Here is a 17,673-nt window from a genome sequence, read left to right on the forward strand (position 1 = left end):
CCCGGGGGCGATGGACCCCCGGGGCACGGCCTTCGCATGCCGGTCAGCGGCTGCTCGGCTCCGCGACCGGTTCGGCGGGAGCCGGCGGCAGGCTTTCGCTGATGCCGACCTTTGCGTACGCGCGACGCAGCGTCTTCGGCGCGTACCAGGCGGCCGGGCCGAGCAGGCGCATCGTCGCCGGGACGAGGATCGCCCGGACCAGCGTGGCGTCGATGAGGATCGCCAGCGCGGCGCCCAGCCCGAACAGCTGCAGGAAGCTGACGGTGCTGGTCAGGAACGCGACGAAGGTGACGGCGAGGAGCGCGGCCGCGGTGGTGACGATGCGGCCGGTGCGGGCCAGGCCGTGCACCACGGCGTCCTCGGGCGTGGCGCCGGCGTCGTGGAGTTCCTTGATGCGGCTGATGACGAACACTTCGTAGTCCATGGACAGGCCGAAGGCGATGCAGAACAGCAGCACCGTCATCGAGGTGTCCATCGGCAGCGGCACGAAGCCCAGCGCGCTCGCGAAGTGGCCTTGCTGGAACACCCACACGGTGATGCCCATCGCGGCGGCGATGCTGAGCCCGTTGAGGACGAGCGCCCGCAGCGGCTGGACGACGCTGCCGGTGAACAGGAAGAGCACCACGAACGTGGTCAGGCAGATGAGGCCGAGGGCGAGCGGGATGCGGTCGGCGATGGCCTGCTTGGTGTCGACCAGGCGGGCGTCGGTGCCGCCGACCAGGGTGTGCGTGCCTTCCGGGGCGTGTACTGCGCGGATGTCGCGGACCAGGTCCTGGGCGGCGCCGGACTTCTCGTCGAGGGACGTGACCACGTAGATCACCTGGGCGTCGGGCTTGGCGGTGCCCGGTCGGCCCTGCGGGGAAGTCTCGTTGCCCTCGGCGAAGATGCCGTTGGCGCTGTCGACCCGGGCGACGCCGGGCAGCGCGGACAGGTCGCGGGCGTACCCGGACAGGTTGCCGTTGGCGCCGCTGCCGGTGACCACGACGTCGACCGCGTGCGACTCGTTGGACGTGTAGTTCTCCCGCATCGAGTCGCCGACCTGGTGGATGCCCGCGGACTTCGGCAGCACCCGCTCGTCCGGCGTGCCGAACGAGACGCCGAGCAGCGGCGACGCGGCCAGCAGCAGCACGGCGACCACCGGCAGGGCGGCGACCAGCGGCCGCTTGGTGACCGCGCCGGCGAGCCGGGACCAGAACGCGGTCTCGTCGCCCTGCACGCCGCGGATGCCCTTGATCCGCCCGGCGTCCAGGCGCGGCCCGAGCACCGAGATCAGCGCCGGGGCGACGAACAGCGCGGCCGCGGCGGCGACCACCACGACGCCGATGCCGGCGTAGGCGAACGACCGCAGGAAGTACATCGGGAAGACCAGCAGCGTGGCCAGCGCGGCGGCCACGGTCGCGGCGGAGAAGACGATGGTGCGTCCGGCGGTGCGCACCGTCTGGACGACGGCGTCGTGCACGGTCGCGCCGTTGTGCACGAGTTCGCGGTGGCGGGCGACGATCAGCAGCGCGTAGTCGATCGCCAGGCCGAGGCCGAGCGCGGTGGTGAGGTTGACCGAGTAGATCGAGACGTCGGTGAGCTTGCCGAGCACGAACAGCTCGGCGAAGGTGCCCATGATGGCCACGAATCCGATGGCCAGCGGAACCATCGCGGCGACCACCGAGCCGAACGCGAGCACCAGCAGGAGCAGGGTGATCGGGACGGCGATCATCTCGGCGACGGCCAGGCTCTTGCCGATCTGGCTCTGCGCTTCCGGGCCGAGCGCGGCGTTGCCGCCGATTTCCACGGTGATCGGGCCGTTCGGCCCCAGGTCGGCGGCGACCGCGTCGCGGGCGGCCTGCGGGAGTTCGGCGACGTCGTCCTCGGCGTTCGCCACGACGAGGGCGCGGGTGCCGTCCTTCGCCTTGAGGGAGGGCGAGCCGGTGGTCCAGTACGACATCACGTCCCGGTAGCCGGGCTGGGCGGCGAGCGCGGCGGTCAGTCGGCGGCCGGCGTCGGCGACCGCGGGGGTGTCGACGGACTGGCCGCGGGCGCGCACTTCCACGAGCAGGTTGGGTGAGCCGCCGAAGGTCTGCTCCACGGCCTGCTTGGCCTTGTAGGAGTCCGATGCGGGGTCGTCGAAGCCCTCCGACTTGAGGGCGCCGAATGCTCCGAAGCCGAGGGCCGCGGCGGCGAGCACCAGGACGGCGGCGACGGCGAGGACGGTACGGGCGCGGGTGGCGGTGAGCGTGCCTATGCGTTCCAACATGGCGGTGGCCCCAATGTTTATGCCGTCAACAATGTTCTCACTGATAACTTGGCAGTAAATGTTGGCGCTGTCAACATGGGGAGGGAGATCAGGAGGAGAACAGGTGGCGACGAAAGACGAGACCGGGGGAGCCGACGGGGCCGAGGCGGGCGCGCACGGGCCCGCGCCCAAGGCGGCCGCGCCGAAGGACGCCGCTGCGAAAGAGAGCGCGCCGAAACGTGCCGGCGGCGCAGGCCGGCGCGCGTACCACCACGGCGACCTGCGGAATGCGCTGGTGGAGGCGGGGCTCCAGCGGGTCCGCGAGGGCGGTCCGGACGCGATTGTGCTGCGCGAGGTGGCGCGGGACACCGGGGTGTCGTCGACGGCCGCCTACCGGCACTTCGAGAGCCACCAGGACCTCGTCGAAGAAGTGAAGCACCGCGGTGTCGCCGTCATGAGCGACTGGGTACGCGCCGAACTCGCCGCGTCGCCCCCCGCGGCCGACCCCGCGACCGAGGCGGTGCGGCACATCCGCGCGACCGGGCTCGGGTACGTGCGGTTCGCCCTCGCCGAACCCGGCCTGTTCCGGCTGATCTTCCGGGAGAGCAAGCACGCGGGCTCGACGGCGCTCGGCGAGACCCGGGCCCCGGTGGCGCCGCCCGCGGAGGAGCGCGACCCGTCGTACATGGTCATGGCCGACGCGCTGGACGTGCTGGTCGCCGAGGGCGTGCTCCGGCCGGATCGGCGGGCCTTCACCGACATCGCCCTGTGGGCCGCCGTGCACGGGCTCTCCACGCTGCTGCTGGAGACCGACCTCGCGAAGCTGCCGCAGGAGGCGCGCGAACAGACGATCGATCGCCTGTTCGATGTGCTCTACCACGGCATCCTCGACGAGCCGGTGTCCGGCCCGGATCCGCACGACCTGCCGGTGACCCGGCCACAGCCGCCTACCCGTTCGGGGTAGTTCGGCTGTCGGCCCGCGCCGCCCCGGCCCATCGTGGGTCTATGGGCAGTGAGATCGCGGGTGTTGCGGGGGCGACCGAGTTCGCCGATCTGACCGCGGTGGTCACCGGAGCCGGCTCCGGGATCGGCGCCGCGGTGGCCATGCGCTTGGCGGTGGGCGGCGCCCGGGTCGTGGTGGGGGACGTCGACGACGTGGGGGCGGCCCGGACGGCGTCCCGGATCAACGACGCGGGAGGCCGGGCGCGGGCGCTGCGCGTCGACGTGACGGACCCCGAGTCCGCGGCGGCGCTCGTCGCGGGCGCCGTGGAGACCTTCGGGGCGCTGCACCTGGCGGTCAACAACGCGGGCATAGCGGGCCCTGTCCAGGAACTGGCCGACTATCCGCTGGAGGCCTGGCGGCGGGTGCTCGACGTGGACCTCGACGGCGTCTTCCACGGGATGCGCGCCCAGATCCCGGCGATTCTCGAGCACGGGGACGGCGGCGCGATCGTCAACGTGACGGCGGTGCAGGGGATCGTGGGGGCGGACCGGGCGGCGGCGTACGTGGCCGCGAAGCATGCCGTGATCGGGCTGACCCAGTGCGCGGCCCTGGAGTACGCGGACCGGAACCTGCGGGTGAACGCGGTGGCGCCTGGGGGAGTGGTGACCCCGATGCTGGACGGGCTGACCCCCGACGCCCTGGCGGTGCTGCGGGCGCAGCACCCACTGGACCGGCTGGCCCGGCCGGACGAGGTGGCGGAGCTGGTGGCTTTCCTGCTGTCGGAGCGGGCGTCGTTCATTACGGGGAGCACGCACGTGGTGGATGGGGGATTCACGGCGCGGTAGGCCGAGGCGTTGTCCACAGACTGGGGAACAGAACCCGCCCCGGCGCTGTTGCTGCGGTCGTCACTCGCAGTTTCGCCCCGGAAGGAGCCCACCCCGTGACGACGCAAGCCACCGGCATGACCGTGGAGAACTACCGCTGGGCCCAGGAACTCGTCGACGCTCGCGACCCGCTGGGCGCGCTCAAGCTGATCGAGCCGCACCTCGAGGGCGAGCAGGACAACGTCGCGGTGCAGCTGCTCGCGGCGCGGGCGTACTTCGGGTCGGCGCAGCTGCGGCGGGCCGAGGAGACGCTGCGGCGGGTGGTCGAACTCGACCCGCGGGACGCGTGGGCGCTGCACGCGCTCGGGCGGACGCTGGAGCGGTCCGGGCGCGCGGCCGAGGCCGGGCCGTACTTCCGGCTCGCCGCGGCGATGTGTCCGGAGCCCGAGTATGTGACCGCCGCGTGGCGGTACACCGCGGCTCCGCAGGAGCAGTGAGGCAGCCGTAAGCCGGTCAGAAAGCGGCGGCGGACCCGGGGTCCGCCGCCGCTTCGGGTTCCCGGACGAGGACGGGCGCCCGGGTCCACGTGGTCATCAGCAGGAACTGCGCGGCCAGGTAGGTCGGCATGACGACGGCGTCCTGGCCGGGCACGAGGTCGAGGTCGGCGATGCCGCACGCGATGACCGTGTCGGACAGCAGGAACAGCGCGCCGCCGATCGCCGTCCGCCGGTCCATGCCCGCGGCGAACGCGGCCATCGCGGTGAGCAGCAGGCTGTAGCCGATGACGGGGACGAGCAGGTCGTCGAGGCCGCGCCACAGGACGGCGATCATGACCGCCCACGCCGCCGCGTAGCCGAGCGGGATCCGGCGGTCCGCGGCGATGCGCGCTCCGGCGCCGCGGAGGGCGAAGGCCCGGATGTACGCGACGTGGCCGACGGCGAAGCCGGCCATGCCGACCATGAAGAGCCCGTCGCGGTCCGGCAGCAGCCCCACGTCGCCGACGAAGCCGCCGGCCAGCGCGGTGAGCGGCAGCGCGAGGCCGCGGAACCCGCCCGCGGCGGCGACCACGTAGGCCGCGAGCAGCGGCATCAGCAGCGGCTTGGTGGCCCACCGCACCGCGCCGACGGCGGTGTGCAGGTCGACGGCGGCGAGGACCGAGTCGGCGACCGCGAAGACGAGAAACAGCACCAGCCAGGCACGCGCGTTCACGCGGCCACCGCCGGGGCGGGCGCGGCAGGTGCGGCAGGCGCCGGGCTCCACCCCGGCCCCCGGAACACCCGCCCGAACCGCTCGCGCCACCCGGTCGCGTGCCGGACGTCGTGGCCGATGGCCCGGTATTCGTGGAAGGCGACGCGCAGCGGGTTGTACGTGGCGATGTTCTTCGTCAGCCCGTAGTCCACCCGCTCGCCCTCGGGCTCGAAGGAGCGGAACAGCCGGTCCCACACGATGAGGATGCCGCCGTAGTTGCGGTCGAGGTACTGCCGGTTCGAGCCGTGGTGCACGCGGTGGTGGGACGGCGTGTTGAACACGTACTCGATTGGTTTCCCCAGCGTGTGGATGCGTTCGGTGTGGATCCAGAACTGGTAGAGCAGGTTGACCGAGTACGCGGTGAACACCATCGCCGGGGAGAAGCCGAGCAGCGCGACCGGCAGCATGAACACCAGGTGGTGCGCTCCCGTCCAGCTCTGCCGCAGCGCGGTGGACAGGTTGTAGTGGCGGCTGGAGTGGTGCACGACGTGGCTCGCCCACAGCAGGCGGATCTCGTGCATCGCCCGGTGTTCCCAGTAGTAGAAGAAGTCCACTGCCAGGACGGCCAGTGCCCAGCCCCACCACGTGCCCGGGACGTCGAGCGGCGTCAGGTGGTACCCGCCCACCCACGCCAGGGCGGCGAGCAGACCCCAGCCGAGATTCGCCGCGATGCTGCCCAGGCCCATCGACAGACTGGTCGCGGTGTCCTTGGCCGTGTAGCCGCGCTGCTCGTCGTCCGGGGCGAACCGGTACGCGAGGATCTCGACGGCGAGCAGCAGCACGAAGGCCGGGATCGCATACGTCGTGAGGTCCATGACGCGGAGATTACTCGCCGGTAGCCAAGAAGCGGAAGAGCCCGCGGCCGCCGGGTTCCGGGCGGCCGCGGGCTCCCGCGGAAGGGCAGGTCAGGCGTTCACGGGGGCGCCGGTGGGCAGCCGGTAGACGCCGTCCGCGACCGGTTCGACGAGGCCGTCGGCGACCAGGCCGTCGAGTGCGCGGGCGCGCTGCAGGGCGTCCTCCCACACCGCGTCGAGCGCGGTCTTCGGCACCGGGCCCTCGGCGTCGCGCAGCACCGCGAGGAGCTTGCCGCGGCACTGGCGGTCGGTGCCCGCGTACGTCTGGCCGCGCCGCGGCGGGCCCTCGTACGGCGGCTTCCCGGCGAGCCGCCAGGCGCACAGTGCCGCGACCGGGCAGTCCGCGCACCGGGGCGTACGCGCCGTGCACACCAGCGCGCCCAGCTCCATGATCGCGACCGCCCACTCGGCCGCGGTCTCGTCGTCGAGCGGCATGGCGTCGCCCGCGGTGCGGCGCTCCGCGGCGGTGGTGGCCTGCGGCGGGTACTCGGTGCCGTCGACGGTGCGCGCGAACACCCGGCGCACGTTCGTGTCGAGCACCGCGTGCCGCTGCCGGAACGCGAACGACGCGACGGCCGCCGCGGTGTACTCGCCGACCCCGGGGAGCGCGAGCAACTTGTCGTGGTCGTCCGGAACTTCGCCATTGTGCTGGTCGCGGATCGCGGTCGCCGCGCCGTGCAGGCGCAGCGCGCGGCGCGGGTAGCCGAGCCGGCCCCACGCGCGGACCGCGTCGCCCGGCTCGGCGTCCGCGAGGTCCGTCGGCGTGGGCCAACGGGCAAGCCACGCCTCGTACATCGGCAGCACCCGGGTCACCGGCGTCTGCTGGAGCATGAATTCGCTGACCATGACCGCCCACGCGGAGGCGTCGGGGCGGCGCCACGGCAGGTCGCGGGCGTTGTCCGCGTACCAGTCGAGGATGGGTTCGTTGAGTGCGTGCGGCATGACCCTTCGATCCTGCCATGCGTGTTCCCGACCCGGAACGGCGCCCGCCGCGTACGCGTCCCGCAGGCGCGATGCGTCACCGGATCGAGTGATGCGCCCGGCGGTTGATCATCTTGCGCGGGTTTGCCGGAAAGCGCCCTGTGAAGGTCGTCTCACCACGAGAAACTGCACGTCGGATGCGGCGCGGCTTGCGCCGGACGGGCTAACGGACGCCCTAGAGTTGCCCAGTGGACTCTGTGACCCGCCCTGTCGGCCACCTTCCCCCGTCCGTGTACTGGCGTCGACGGGCCATCGTGCTGATCGGACTCGCCGTCCTGATCGCTCTTGTCGCGTGGGCCTGCACCGCCGGGGGCGGTGGCGGCGACGACAAAGCCAAGGCCGCGTCGGAGAGTTCCACTCCGAGCGCGCCCGCCGCGCCCAACGGCTCGCCCGCACCCATCGGCCCCGGCAACACCGCCGACCCGGGCAAGTCCGGTCAGCCGTCCGGCGGTCCGGGCGCGCCCGGCACCGGAACCGGCCCGGCCAACCCCGGCGGCACGGGCGCGGCACCGGGCGCCACGGCGGGCAACTCCGCGGGCACCAACGGACAGCCGGGCAACCCGGGCGCCCCCGCGGGTGCCGGCAACGCGCCGCAGGACCCGGCGCTCGGCGGCGCCAAGCCGTGCCTGTACCAGGAGGGCGGCAACGCGACGCTGACGCTGCGCGGCGACCGTCCGGCGGACGCGAAGTACCGGGTGGGCGAGCAGGTCGCGCTCACGCTCGTGGTCACCAACGTCAGCGGCGAGACCTGCGCGGTGAACCTGTCGCCGAAGGCCGCCACCGTCGAGGTGAAGTCCGGCAACGACCACATCTGGTCGCCCGCCGACTGCGCCGGGACGCCCGCGCCCGAGGTCGTGCAGCTCCAGCCCGGCAAGAGCGCCGAGCGACGCTTCACCTTCACCTGGACGCGCAGCAACCCGAACCAGTGCACCGGGCAGGCGCCCGCGCTGAACCCGCCGCCGGCCGGGTCGTCGTTCCAGGCCACGGCCACGGTGTCGACGATGCGGTGGGCGAGCAAGGCATACGTGTGGACGGTCGCCGGGTAGGCGGCCCGACCCCGCACCCCCGACCACGCGAAAGGCCCTGCCGGATTCCGGCAGGGCCTTTCGCGTGGGTGCGCGTCCGGGTCAGACGTAGCGTTCCAGGATCGACGACTCCGCCAGCCGCGACAGGCCCTCGCGGACGCTGCGGGCCCGCGCCTCGCCGACGCCGTCGACCGCCTGGAGGTCGTCGACGCTCGCCGCGAGCAGCTTCTGCAGGCCGCCGAAGTGCTCCACGAGCCGCTCGATGACCACCGGTGGCAGCCGCGGCACCTTGGCGAGCAGCCGGTAGCCGCGCGGGCTGACCGCGGAGTCCAGCACCTCGGCGCCGGCCGTGAAGCCCAGCGCGCGGGCGACCGTCGGGAGGTCCAGCAGATCGGTGTGCGTCAGGCCGTCCAGCTCGGCCAGCACGTCCGCCTCGGTGCGCCCGCGCTTGAGCGCACGCTCCGGGATGTAGTCGCGGGCCACCAGCGACCGGTCCGGCTCGACACCGGCGATCAACTCTTCGAGCTGGAGTGCCAGCAGACGGCCGTCGGTGCCCAACTCGGTGACGTATCCGTCGATCTCGCGGGCGATCAGCCGCACCATCTCCAGGCGCTGCGACACCGCGCACACGTCGCGGACCGTCACCAGGTCCTCGATCTCCAGCGCGGACAGCGTGCCCGCGACCTCGTCGAGGCGCAGCTTGTACCGCTCCAGCGTGGCCAGCGCCTGGTTGGCGCGGGAGAGGATGGCGGCGGAGTCTTCCAGTACGTAGCGGCGGCCGTTCACGTACAGCGCGATCAGCCGCATCGACTGGCTCACCGAGACCACCGGGTAGCCGGTCTGCTTGTTGACGCGCTCGGCGGTGCGGTGCCGGGTGCCGGTCTCCTCGGTCGGGATCGACGGGTCGGGCACGAACTGCACGCCGGCCCGCACGATCTTGGTGCAGTCCTTGTCGACGACCAGGCCGCCGTCGAGCTTGCACAGCTCGCGTAGCCGGGTCGCGGAGAACTCGACGTCGAGCACGAAACCGCCCGTGCTCAGCGACTCGACGGTCTTGTCGAACCCGAGGACGATGAGGCCGCCGGTGTTCCCGCGCAGGATGCGCTCCAGCCCGTCGCGCAGGGCCGTGCCCGGCGCGACGGCCATCATCGATGCCCGTACCAGGGCCTGCTCGGCCGCGCCCTTGTCGGTCCGGTCATTCGTTGCCACAGAACTCCCCGTGGTCGTCGCCGTCCCCGGCTGCGGCGGCGATGCTGCCCGGCCCCGCTACCGCTGAGAAAGATCGGTGGAAAAGTCTACCTGCGCGACACAAGGGAGAATGCGCGCAGCGCCTCGGAGATGTCCGCCACTTCCGTGACCCGCATGCCCGCGGGCACCTTGCCGGGGTCCGGCGGGACCAGCGCGTGCGTGAATCCGAGCCGGTGCGCCTCGGCCAGGCGGCGCTGCACACCGGTGACCCGGCGCACCTCGCCGGCCAGGCCGACCTCGCCGATCGCGACGAGTTTGGCGGGCAGCGGATGGTCGGCGGCGGCCCCTGCCAGGGCGAGCGCGGCGGCCAGGTCGGCGGCCGGTTCGGTGAGCCGCACCCCGCCGACCGTCGCGGTGTAGATCTCGGTCTTCTCGAGCCGCACGCCGCCGCGGCGTTCCAGCACGGCCAGGACCATCGACATGCGCGCCGAGTCCAGGCCCGAGGTGGCACGGCGCGGCGTCGGGATCTGCGACGGCGCGACCAGCGCCTGCACTTCGGCGACCAGCGGGCGCTTGCCTTCCAGCGTCACCGTCACGCAGGTTCCCGCGACCGGTTCCTGACGCTGTGTGAGGAACAGTCCGCTCGGGTCGGGCAGGCCCTTGATGCCCTCGTCGCGGAGTTCGAAGCAGCCGACCTCGTCGGCCGTGCCGTAGCGGTTCTTGACCGCGCGCACCAGGCGCAGCCGGGCGTGCCGGTCGCCTTCGAAGTGCAGGACGACGTCGACGAGGTGTTCGAGCAGGCGGGGCCCGGCGATCGAGCCGTCCTTGGTGACGTGGCCGACGATGATCGTCGCGATGCCGCGTTCCTTCGCGATCCGGATCAGCCCGCCCGCGACCTCGCGGACCTGGGCCACCCCGCCCGGTGCGCCTTCCAGCTCGGGCGACGCGATGGTCTGCACCGAGTCGACCACGAGCAGCGCGGGCTTGACCGCGTCGACGTGGCCCAGCAGCGCCGACAGGTCGGTTTCGGCGGCCAGGTACAGGTGGTCGTTGAGCGCGCCGATCCGGCCGGCCCGGAGCCGCACCTGCGAAGCGGACTCCTCGCCGGTCACGTACAGCGTCGGCGCCTGCGGGGTGGCGAACGCGCTGGCGACCTCGAGCAGCAGCGTCGATTTGCCGACGCCCGGCTCGCCGGCCAGCAGGATCACCGCGCCGGGCACCACACCGCCGCCGAGGACCCGGTCGAGTTCGTCGACGCCGGTGGTGTGGAAGCGCGCGGCGTCGACGTTGATGCGCGCGATCGGCAGGGCGGGCGCGGTGACCGGGCCGGCCGCGACCACGCGGGCCTTCGCGCCCGCGCCGTACTCCTCGACGGTGCCCCAGGCCTGGCACTCCGGGCAGCGGCCGAGCCACTTGGGCGTGGTCCATCCGCACTCGCCGCACCGGTACGACGGACGTGCTGACTTACCGGTCGTCCCGGCGGATTTGGCCATGTGCGGCACGGTAGCCGCCCGCACCGACACCGCGCGCCGCGACCCGCCCGGTGCGCGGCCGGCGGGTGAAGCGCGGACATCGGGATGGTCACGGGACCGTGACGGCCCGACCGGAATCGGGTGGTCCTCGAGCAAAACCATGGTGGGCCCGGCGTGCCGTGCGTACGGTGAGGCCTCATGCATGGTGGGGGTGGTCCGGTCGTGGGGTCCGGACTCGCCGCGGCACTTGCGCGCGGCTGCGAGGCGGGGACGCCGGAAGGCGTCGCGGAGACGTACGACACGTACGCGGACGCGCTGTTCGCGTACTGCCGCACGCTCGTGGGGGACGAGCGCATAGCCGCGGAAGCGCTGCACGACACCGTGCTCGTGGTGCGCTCCCGGGCCCGCGGGCTCGACGACGCGTCGCTGCGCGCACTGCTGTACGCGGTGGCCCGCAGCGAATGCCTGCGGCACAGCGCGGCGGCCCGGGGCGCACCGGGGGACGCTGCGGACGTGTGGCGGCCCGGCGTCGCGCCGACGGTCGCGGTGCGCGACCGCATCCGGCTGCTGCCGCTGCTGCCGGTGGCGCTCGCGGGCGTCGACGCGGCGGAACGCGAAGCACTCGAACTGGCCGTCCGGCACGGTCTGGACGACGCGCAGCTGGGCCGCGTCCTGGACCTGCCCGAGCGGCAGGCCGCGCGGGTCGTGGCACGCGGCCGGGCGCAGTTCGCGGACTGCCTGACGGTGCACGCGGTTTGCGTGCACGCCGACCAGGAGTGCGCCGAACTCGCGGTGCTGCTGCCGGACGGTGTGGTCTCCGGCGCCGCGCTGCCCGCGCCGATCGAGTCCGGGCTGCGGGTGCCGGCCCGGCTGCATGTGGACTCCTGCCCGCTGTGCGGGCCGTTCCGGCCGAGCGGGCTGACCGGCGACCCGGACGCGGCGGTGCGGCCGGGCGGACTGGTGGACGCGCTGCTGGCGACCGGCCCGGCCCGTCCGGCGCCGCTCGGGGTGCGCGCCGATCTGCTCCGGTCGCTCACCACCGGCGCGCCGGGCGCGCACGGGCACACCCTGATCGTGGAACGCGCGGTGCGCGCCGGGCGCGACGGTTTCCCGCGCACCCGCCGCCGACTCCGTCCGCCGTTGGCCACCGCCGCGGCGGCCGCGGCCGCCGGGGTCGTGCTGACCTTCACGCTTGCCGCGTCCCAGGGCGGCCACGACACGGCGCCGCAGGCCGGGAACCTGCCGGTCGCGCTCACCTCGCCCTCCGGGGCGCCCGCAGGCGCCGACCCGGGGCAGGGCGTCGCCGGTGCGGCCGGTCCGGGCGCCGCGGTGCTGGAGCCGGTCTCGCCGGTGCCGACCGCCGCGCCCGCCACGGCGCCGAGTGCGCCGCGCACGTCGCCGGCCCCGACCGCGACCGACAAGCCGGGCAAGGGCAACGGGAACGGCTACGGCATGGGGAACGGCAACGGCCCCAAGGGGCAGGCCGGGGCGCGGGGGGACGCCCCCGGGCGGGGTGATGCGAACGGCCTACAGGTGCTCACTCCCACGCTCACACTGAGTGCCGCCCGACCGGCGGGCACGCTGCGCCTTTCGGCCGCCGACGCTCCGGTGACGTGGTCCCTCGGCGTGTCGCAGGTGCCGTGGGTTTCGTTCTCGCGCACCTCGGGGACTCTGCAGGCCGGGTCGAGCGTGTCGATCACCGTCACGTGGGACCCGGCGCGGGCCCCCGCGGGCTCGGCGGTGACCGCGACCGTGCAGGTGGCGCCAGGTGGCGCAACGATCACGATCGTCGGTCCGGGGCGCTCGTCCGCTCCGAGGTGAGCGTCGGTGAACGCCTCCGAACGCCCGTTTGGTCAACCCTGGTCACGACTGATCACGGTTCACTCCACCGTGTGATTGTGGATCCCGAAAGAAGTATGAAAGGCCAATTCACCTGAGTTCCGGGGTGTGCGCCCCCTACGTTCGCCCATGTGACGGATTCGGTGACGACGCGATCGGCAGGGACGCAGGCGGGCTCGACCACCCCGCCCGAGAAGGCGGCTGCGACGAGGTCCGGCGCGCGTGAGGGCGCGCCCGGCAAAGCGCAGGGGCGCGCGCAGTCATGGGGGCGCGCGGCGTACGACGCGTACGCCGAAGGCATCTATACGTATTGCCTCGGGACGCTCCGCGATCACACCGCCGCCGCGTCCGCCCTGCGCGGCACCTTCGTCCTCGCCGACCGGCACATCGGCCGACTGCCCGACCTCGGCATGCTCAAGCCGTGGCTGTACGCGCTCGCCCGCTACGAATGCCTGGTCCGCCTCGACGGCCGGCCCCCGCTCGCCGGGGTGGCCGCGGACGCCGCGGTCGGCGGCCGAGGCCGATCCGCCGCCGCCGGATCCGGCGGGACCAACGGGGGCGGCCCTGCCCCGCGCTCCGCCGAGCAGCGTGCCGAACTCGCCGCGCTGGCCTGGCCGGAGGCGATCGGCCTGGCACCCGCCGAACGCGAGGCGCTGGAACTCGCCATCCGCCACGGGCTCGAACCGGGCGGACTCGCCGCCGTCCTCGGCTGGGAAGAGGACACCGCCCGCGGCGTCCTGCTCGGCGCCGGGCGCGAGGTCGACCGCACGCGCGCCGCGCTCGAAGGCGCCCGAGGCGCGGTGAGCTGTCCCGAAGGACCCGGCCTCGCCGCCGCCTACACCGAACCCGGAGTACGCGACCAGCTCGTCGACCACGTCGACGAATGCCGCCGGTGCGGTCCGCACGTGCGGCTTGCCGCGGCCCGGCTGGCGCCGACTGCCGGGGCGGCCGCGGCCACGTCGGTACTCCCGTCGATCGCTCCGCCCCCCGGCCTGCGCGCCGACGTGCTCGGCGACCTCGGCCGCGGGCGGTCCGCCCAGCGCCCGGCCGAACTCTCCCGGCGTGCCACCGAGTTCGATGCGGACGGCTTCCCGGTCTTCCGGGTGGGCGCGAGCCGCGCGCGGTCCGGGCGGCGCCGCATGGCGCTGGTGGCCGTGGTGGTGGTCGCGATCGTGGCGGCGATCCCGGCGACCGTGCTGTGGCAGGCCGCGCACCGGCACGACGTCCGGGACGTGGCCCACGACGCGCGTATCAGCGCCGCCCGCGTCACCACCGTCGAGGGCTTCCCGGGCGATCGCGAGGCGTCGGCGGGCCGCAAGCTGCCGCCTACCGGGTCGGCCGCTGCGCCCCGCCCGGCCGGCTCGGCGGCCTCCGCGACCGCGTCGTCCGGCGTCCGCAGCGCGGGCCCGCAGGCCGCACCGGTCCCGTTGGGGATCGACCCGGCCGCGCCACTGCCCGTGGTGCCCGCGGGCCCGGCGGGCACGCCCTACGAACCGGCGGCGGCGCCGGTGCCGCCCGCGGTCGACGTGGCGCACGACCGCAACCGCACGGTGATCACCCTGCGCAACACCGGGACGGTGCCGGTCGATTGGACGGCGGACACAACCGCGGGATGGCTGCGCCTGAGCCGCACGTCGGGCACGCTAGCGCCGGGGGCGACGGACACCGTGACGGTCACCGTCGACGGCGCGAAGGCGCCGAGCGGGCACTGGACGGCGAACGTCCGGATCCAGCCGGGCAGTTCGCAGGTCACCATCGAAGGGGCGACAGGCGGAGAGCCGAGCGCGAGCCCGTCGGCGCCGTCCTCGTCGACCACGCCGACCACGTCGGCACCGGCCACGGGGCCCGCGACGACGGGGAAGCCGTAGAGCGGGCCGGCGGGGCGCCGTGACGATGCCCCGCCGGGTGTCCGACTACTCCGGGTCCGCCGGGTGCGGCGCCCACTTCGCGGCCTCGTGGGCGCGGCACGCGTCGGCGAGGACGGCGTACGCCTCGTCGCCCATCAGCTCGCGCAGCTCCGGCTCGTACGACACGTACACCGGGTCCGCCGCGACGTGCGCTTCCTTCGCGCTCGTGCACCACCAGTGCAGGTCGTGCCCGCCCGGGCCCCAGCCGCGCCGGTCGTACTCGCCGATGCCGACGACCAGGACGCGGGTGTCGTCCGGCCGGTCGACCCAGTCGTAGGTCCGTCGGATCGGCAGCTGCCAGCACACGTCCGGCTTGGCTTCCAGCGGATGCCGCCCCTCGCGGAGCGCCTGCGCGTGCAGCGCGCAGCCCTCGCCGCCGGCGAAGCCCGGCCGGTTGAGGAACAGGCACGCGTTGTCGACCCGGCGGGTGCGCGGCTCGTCGTCCTCGTCCGGCTCGGTCACACCCTCGGTGTGGCCCAGGTCGTGGAACTGCCAGGTCTCCGGCGTGAGCCGCCCGACCCATTCCATGACGCGCTTCTCGTCGTCGTCGTCCGACCAGTGCGCGCCGAGCGAGCAGCAGCCTTCCTGCGGGCGCGACGCGATGCCTTTGCAGCCGCTGCCGAAGACGCACGTCCAGCGCGACGTCAGCCACGTCAGGTCGCAGCGGTAGACCTGCTCCGGCTCCTCCGGATCGTCCGCGGGGACGGGGTCGGGGAACTCGAACCAGGCACGGGGGAAATCGAGGCTTACTTCGGGCACGCGACAAGGGTAAACGCGGGCCGTGTGGGACAGCGCGCAGCACGCCGGGACACGGCCCGCCGCGCCGTTCGCCCGCCGCCCGCCCGATGCCCTCCCGTCGCCCCGGGGGCCGCCTGCCGGACCGTCCGCGGAGCGGTCCGGTCGCCGAAAGGTCACGGAGCGGTGCACTCCGCATAGCCGCGGGTCCCGGTCGGCTAGCGTCGTGGGTATGCGACTCGGTGTTCTTGACGTGGGCTCCAACACGGTCCACCTGCTTGTGGTCGACGCGCACCAAGGCGCCCGGCCGCTGCCCGCGTACTCCCACAAGACGGAGCTGCGGCTCGCCGAGTTGCTGGAGCCGGACGGGACGCTCGGCGAGGCGGGCGCCGAGCGCCTCGTGGAGACCGTCGCGGACGCGCTGGAAGTCGCCGAGGACAAAGGCGTGGAAGACCTGCTGCCGTTCGCCACGTCGGCGCTGCGCGAGGCACCCAACGGCGAGGAGGTGCTCGCCCGGGTGCGCCGCGAGACCGGCGTCGACCTGCAGGTCCTCACCGGCGCCGACGAAGCGCGGCTGACGTTCCTGGCGGTGCGCCGCTGGTTCGGCTGGTCGTCCGGGCGGCTGCTGGTGCTCGACATCGGCGGCGGATCGCTGGAGATGGCGGCCGGCACGGACGAGGAGCCGGACGCCGCGGTGTCGCTGCCGCTCGGCGCCGGGCGCCTGACCCGCACGTGGCTGCACGGCAATCCGCCGTCCGCCGACGAGGTGCGCGTGCTGCGCAAGCACGTCCGCACCGAGATCGCCCGCACGGTGGCCGAATTCAGCCGGCTCGGGCGGCCGGACCACGTGGTCGCCACGTCCAAGACGTTCAAGCAGCTCGCCCGGATCGCCGGAGCGTCCGCGTCGAGCGAGGGCCCGTACGTCAAGCGCGTGCTCACCGGTGCCGCGCTCGTCGACTGGCTGCCCCGGCTCGCCGCGATGAGCACCGAGCAGCGCGCCGGACTGCCCGGTGTCTCCGAGGGCCGGGCCGCGCAGCTCGTCGCCGGGGCGGTCGTCGCGGACGCCGCGCTCGACCTGCTCAACGTGTCGCAGCTGGAGATCTGCCCGTGGGCGCTGCGCGAGGGCATCATCCTGCGGCGGCTGGACTGGATGGCCGGCCACTGACCGCACCGGCGGACCGGCGGCTCCCGCGACCCCTGGCGGTCCGGGCGGCGCCGACCGCACCGCCGGTATCGACGGGCTGACGGCATGATCGATTTGCGGCGGTTTCCGATCGCTGCCGATCGCACTTCGCGGGTGTCTTGCCGCGCGGCGTCCGTTTCATCCGGAACGCGGCCTTCCCGTCGGCGCGACGCGACTGTGCGCGTTAGGGGGTCCCCGAGGCGTTCGTGCGTTCTACTCTTGGCGACGTGGCCGACCCCAGGGATCACTTCGATCACGCCGCGCCCCGCCCCTCCGCCGGAGTCGCGGTGCCCGTGACATCGGGCTCCGTCGCGGCCGTGCCCGTGACATCGGGCTCCGTCGCGGCCGTGCCCGTGACATCGGGCTCCGTCGCGGCCGTGCCCGTGACATCGGGCTCGGTCACGGCCGTGCCCGCGACGGCGGCACGCCTCCCGGACGCGATCCTGCGCGTCCCGGACGCCAAGATCGCGCTGTCCACCGCGTCCGTCTACCCCGACTCGACCGCGGACGCGTTCGAAATGGCCGCGCGGCTCGGCTACGACGGCGTGGAGATCATGGTGTGGACCGATCCGGTCAGCCAGGACATCGAAGCGCTGCGCCGCCTGTCCGACCACCACGGCGTGCCCGTCCTCGCGGTGCACGCGCCGTGCCTGCTGATCACCCAGCGGGTCTGGGGCACCGACCCGTGGCAGAAACTCGTCCGCGCCCGCACCGCCGCGGAACGCCTCGGCGCCCGGACGGTCGTGGTCCACCCGCCGTTCCGCTGGCAGCGCGCCTACGCGAAATCCTTCGTCGACGGGATCCGCCGCATGGCCGACGAAACCGACGTCCGGTTCGCCGTGGAGAACATGTTCCCCTTCCGCTACCGGGACAAAGAACTCGCCGCCTACGCCCCCGACTGGGATCCCACCGACGAGGACTTCCGCGACTTCACCCTCGACCTGTCGCACACCGCCACGTCCCGCGTCGACGCCTTGGCGCTCGCCGCGAAGATGGGCGGCCGGCTCAGCCACATCCACATGGCCGACGGCAGCGGCTCGATCAAGGACGAACACCTCATCCCCGGCCGCGGCACCCAGCCCTGCGCCGAGATGCTGGAACGTCTCGCCGGAGACGGGTTCGCCGGGACCGTCGTCCTCGAAGTCAACACGCACCGTGCCGCCAACCGCGCGGAACGCGAAGCCGACCTCGCCGAAGCCCTCGCCTTCACCCGGCTCCATCTGGCCGCGGCGGCCGAGGTGCCCTGA

15 protein-coding genes are annotated in these 17,673 nt (G+C 73.8%); 8 read left to right on the forward strand and 7 right to left on the reverse strand.

The genetic code is table 11. The annotated features are described in order from the left end of the window. Positions 1-43: 43 nt before the first annotated feature. Positions 44-2,248, reverse strand: a complete 2,205-nt coding sequence (locus ACPA54_RS07680; protein ID WP_423527928.1) for an MMPL family transporter — start codon at positions 2,246-2,248, stop codon at positions 44-46. A gap of 103 nt (positions 2,249-2,351) precedes the next feature. Here ACPA54_RS07680 and ACPA54_RS07685 point away from each other — a divergent pair, with 103 nt between their 5' ends. The 3 genes from ACPA54_RS07685 to ACPA54_RS07695 all read left to right on the forward strand — a co-directional run bounded on the left by ACPA54_RS07685 (position 2,352) and on the right by ACPA54_RS07695 (position 4,491). After that, the gene (locus ACPA54_RS07685) at positions 2,352-3,191 is read left to right on the forward strand and encodes a TetR/AcrR family transcriptional regulator (RefSeq protein ID WP_423527929.1); all 840 of its coding nucleotides are present in this window, start codon (positions 2,352-2,354) and stop codon (positions 3,189-3,191) included. A 41-nt stretch (positions 3,192-3,232) separates the two neighbouring features. Beyond that, entirely contained in the window at positions 3,233-4,015 is a 783-nt protein-coding gene (locus ACPA54_RS07690) for an SDR family NAD(P)-dependent oxidoreductase (RefSeq protein ID WP_423527930.1), read from the forward strand. 95 nt (positions 4,016-4,110) lie between these two features. Beyond that, positions 4,111-4,491 carry a tetratricopeptide repeat protein gene (locus ACPA54_RS07695; protein ID WP_423527931.1) on the forward strand — a complete coding sequence of 127 codons (381 nt, stop codon included), beginning with the start codon at positions 4,111-4,113 and terminating at the stop codon, positions 4,489-4,491. Positions 4,492-4,507: 16 nt separating this feature from the next. Here ACPA54_RS07695 and ACPA54_RS07700 read toward each other — a convergent pair whose 3' ends face one another. The 3 genes from ACPA54_RS07700 to ACPA54_RS07710 all read right to left on the reverse strand — a co-directional run bounded on the left by ACPA54_RS07700 (position 4,508) and on the right by ACPA54_RS07710 (position 7,038). Then, complete coding sequence (locus ACPA54_RS07700; RefSeq protein WP_423527932.1) at positions 4,508-5,203, reverse strand: lysoplasmalogenase; 696 nt, start codon at positions 5,201-5,203, stop codon at positions 4,508-4,510. After that, the gene (locus ACPA54_RS07705; RefSeq protein ID WP_423527933.1) at positions 5,200-6,057 is read right to left on the reverse strand and encodes a sterol desaturase family protein; all 858 of its coding nucleotides are present in this window, start codon (positions 6,055-6,057) and stop codon (positions 5,200-5,202) included. Before ACPA54_RS07705 ends, ACPA54_RS07700 begins: the two co-directional genes overlap by 4 nt. A 90-nt stretch (positions 6,058-6,147) precedes the next feature. Beyond that, positions 6,148-7,038 carry an HhH-GPD family protein gene (locus ACPA54_RS07710; RefSeq protein ID WP_423527934.1) on the reverse strand — a complete coding sequence of 297 codons (891 nt, stop codon included), beginning with the start codon at positions 7,036-7,038 and terminating at the stop codon, positions 6,148-6,150. A 227-nt stretch (positions 7,039-7,265) separates the two neighbouring features. On the opposite strand from ACPA54_RS07710, the gene ACPA54_RS07715 reads away from it, so the two are divergent. After that, on the forward strand, positions 7,266-8,123 hold the full coding sequence (locus ACPA54_RS07715; RefSeq protein ID WP_423527935.1) for a DUF4232 domain-containing protein: 858 nt from the start codon (positions 7,266-7,268) through the stop codon (positions 8,121-8,123). Between the two features lie 81 nt (positions 8,124-8,204). Here the strand turns inward: ACPA54_RS07715 and disA are convergent, their stop codons facing one another. Further along, positions 8,205-9,311, reverse strand: coding sequence for a DNA integrity scanning diadenylate cyclase DisA (gene disA / locus ACPA54_RS07720; protein WP_345678579.1), 1,107 nt, complete (start codon positions 9,309-9,311; stop codon positions 8,205-8,207). A gap of 86 nt (positions 9,312-9,397) precedes the next feature. Then, complete coding sequence (radA, locus tag ACPA54_RS07725) at positions 9,398-10,783, reverse strand: DNA repair protein RadA (protein WP_423527936.1); 1,386 nt, start codon at positions 10,781-10,783, stop codon at positions 9,398-9,400. Between the two features lie 201 nt (positions 10,784-10,984). Between radA and ACPA54_RS07730 the strand changes: the two genes are divergently transcribed. Together ACPA54_RS07730 and ACPA54_RS07735 are read left to right on the forward strand one after the other, a co-directional pair. After that, positions 10,985-12,583: a hypothetical protein gene (locus tag ACPA54_RS07730; protein ID WP_423527937.1), complete on the forward strand. Its 1,599-nt coding sequence runs from the start codon at positions 10,985-10,987 to the stop codon at positions 12,581-12,583. A gap of 149 nt (positions 12,584-12,732) precedes the next feature. Next, positions 12,733-14,469 (forward strand): BACON domain-containing protein, encoded by a 1,737-nt coding sequence (locus tag ACPA54_RS07735; RefSeq protein WP_423527938.1) that lies wholly within the window; start codon positions 12,733-12,735, stop codon positions 14,467-14,469. 45 nt (positions 14,470-14,514) lie between these two features. On the opposite strand, the gene ACPA54_RS07740 is transcribed toward ACPA54_RS07735, so the two are convergent. After that, positions 14,515-15,267 carry a DUF3109 family protein gene (locus tag ACPA54_RS07740; RefSeq protein ID WP_423527939.1) on the reverse strand — a complete coding sequence of 251 codons (753 nt, stop codon included), beginning with the start codon at positions 15,265-15,267 and terminating at the stop codon, positions 14,515-14,517. A gap of 208 nt (positions 15,268-15,475) precedes the next feature. Here ACPA54_RS07740 and ACPA54_RS07745 point away from each other — a divergent pair, with 208 nt between their 5' ends. Both ACPA54_RS07745 and ACPA54_RS07750 read left to right on the forward strand, forming a co-directional pair. Beyond that, a complete protein-coding gene (locus ACPA54_RS07745; protein ID WP_345678574.1) occupies positions 15,476-16,408 on the forward strand; it encodes a Ppx/GppA family phosphatase in 933 nt (310 codons plus the stop codon). Positions 16,409-16,869: 461 nt separating this feature from the next. Then, the gene (locus ACPA54_RS07750) at positions 16,870-17,673 is read left to right on the forward strand and encodes a sugar phosphate isomerase/epimerase family protein (protein ID WP_423528297.1); all 804 of its coding nucleotides are present in this window, start codon (positions 16,870-16,872) and stop codon (positions 17,671-17,673) included.

The organism is Uniformispora flossi, assembly GCF_049534875.1.
GTDB classification, from domain to species: Bacteria; Actinomycetota; Actinomycetes; order Streptomycetales; family Streptomycetaceae; genus Yinghuangia; species Yinghuangia aomiensis.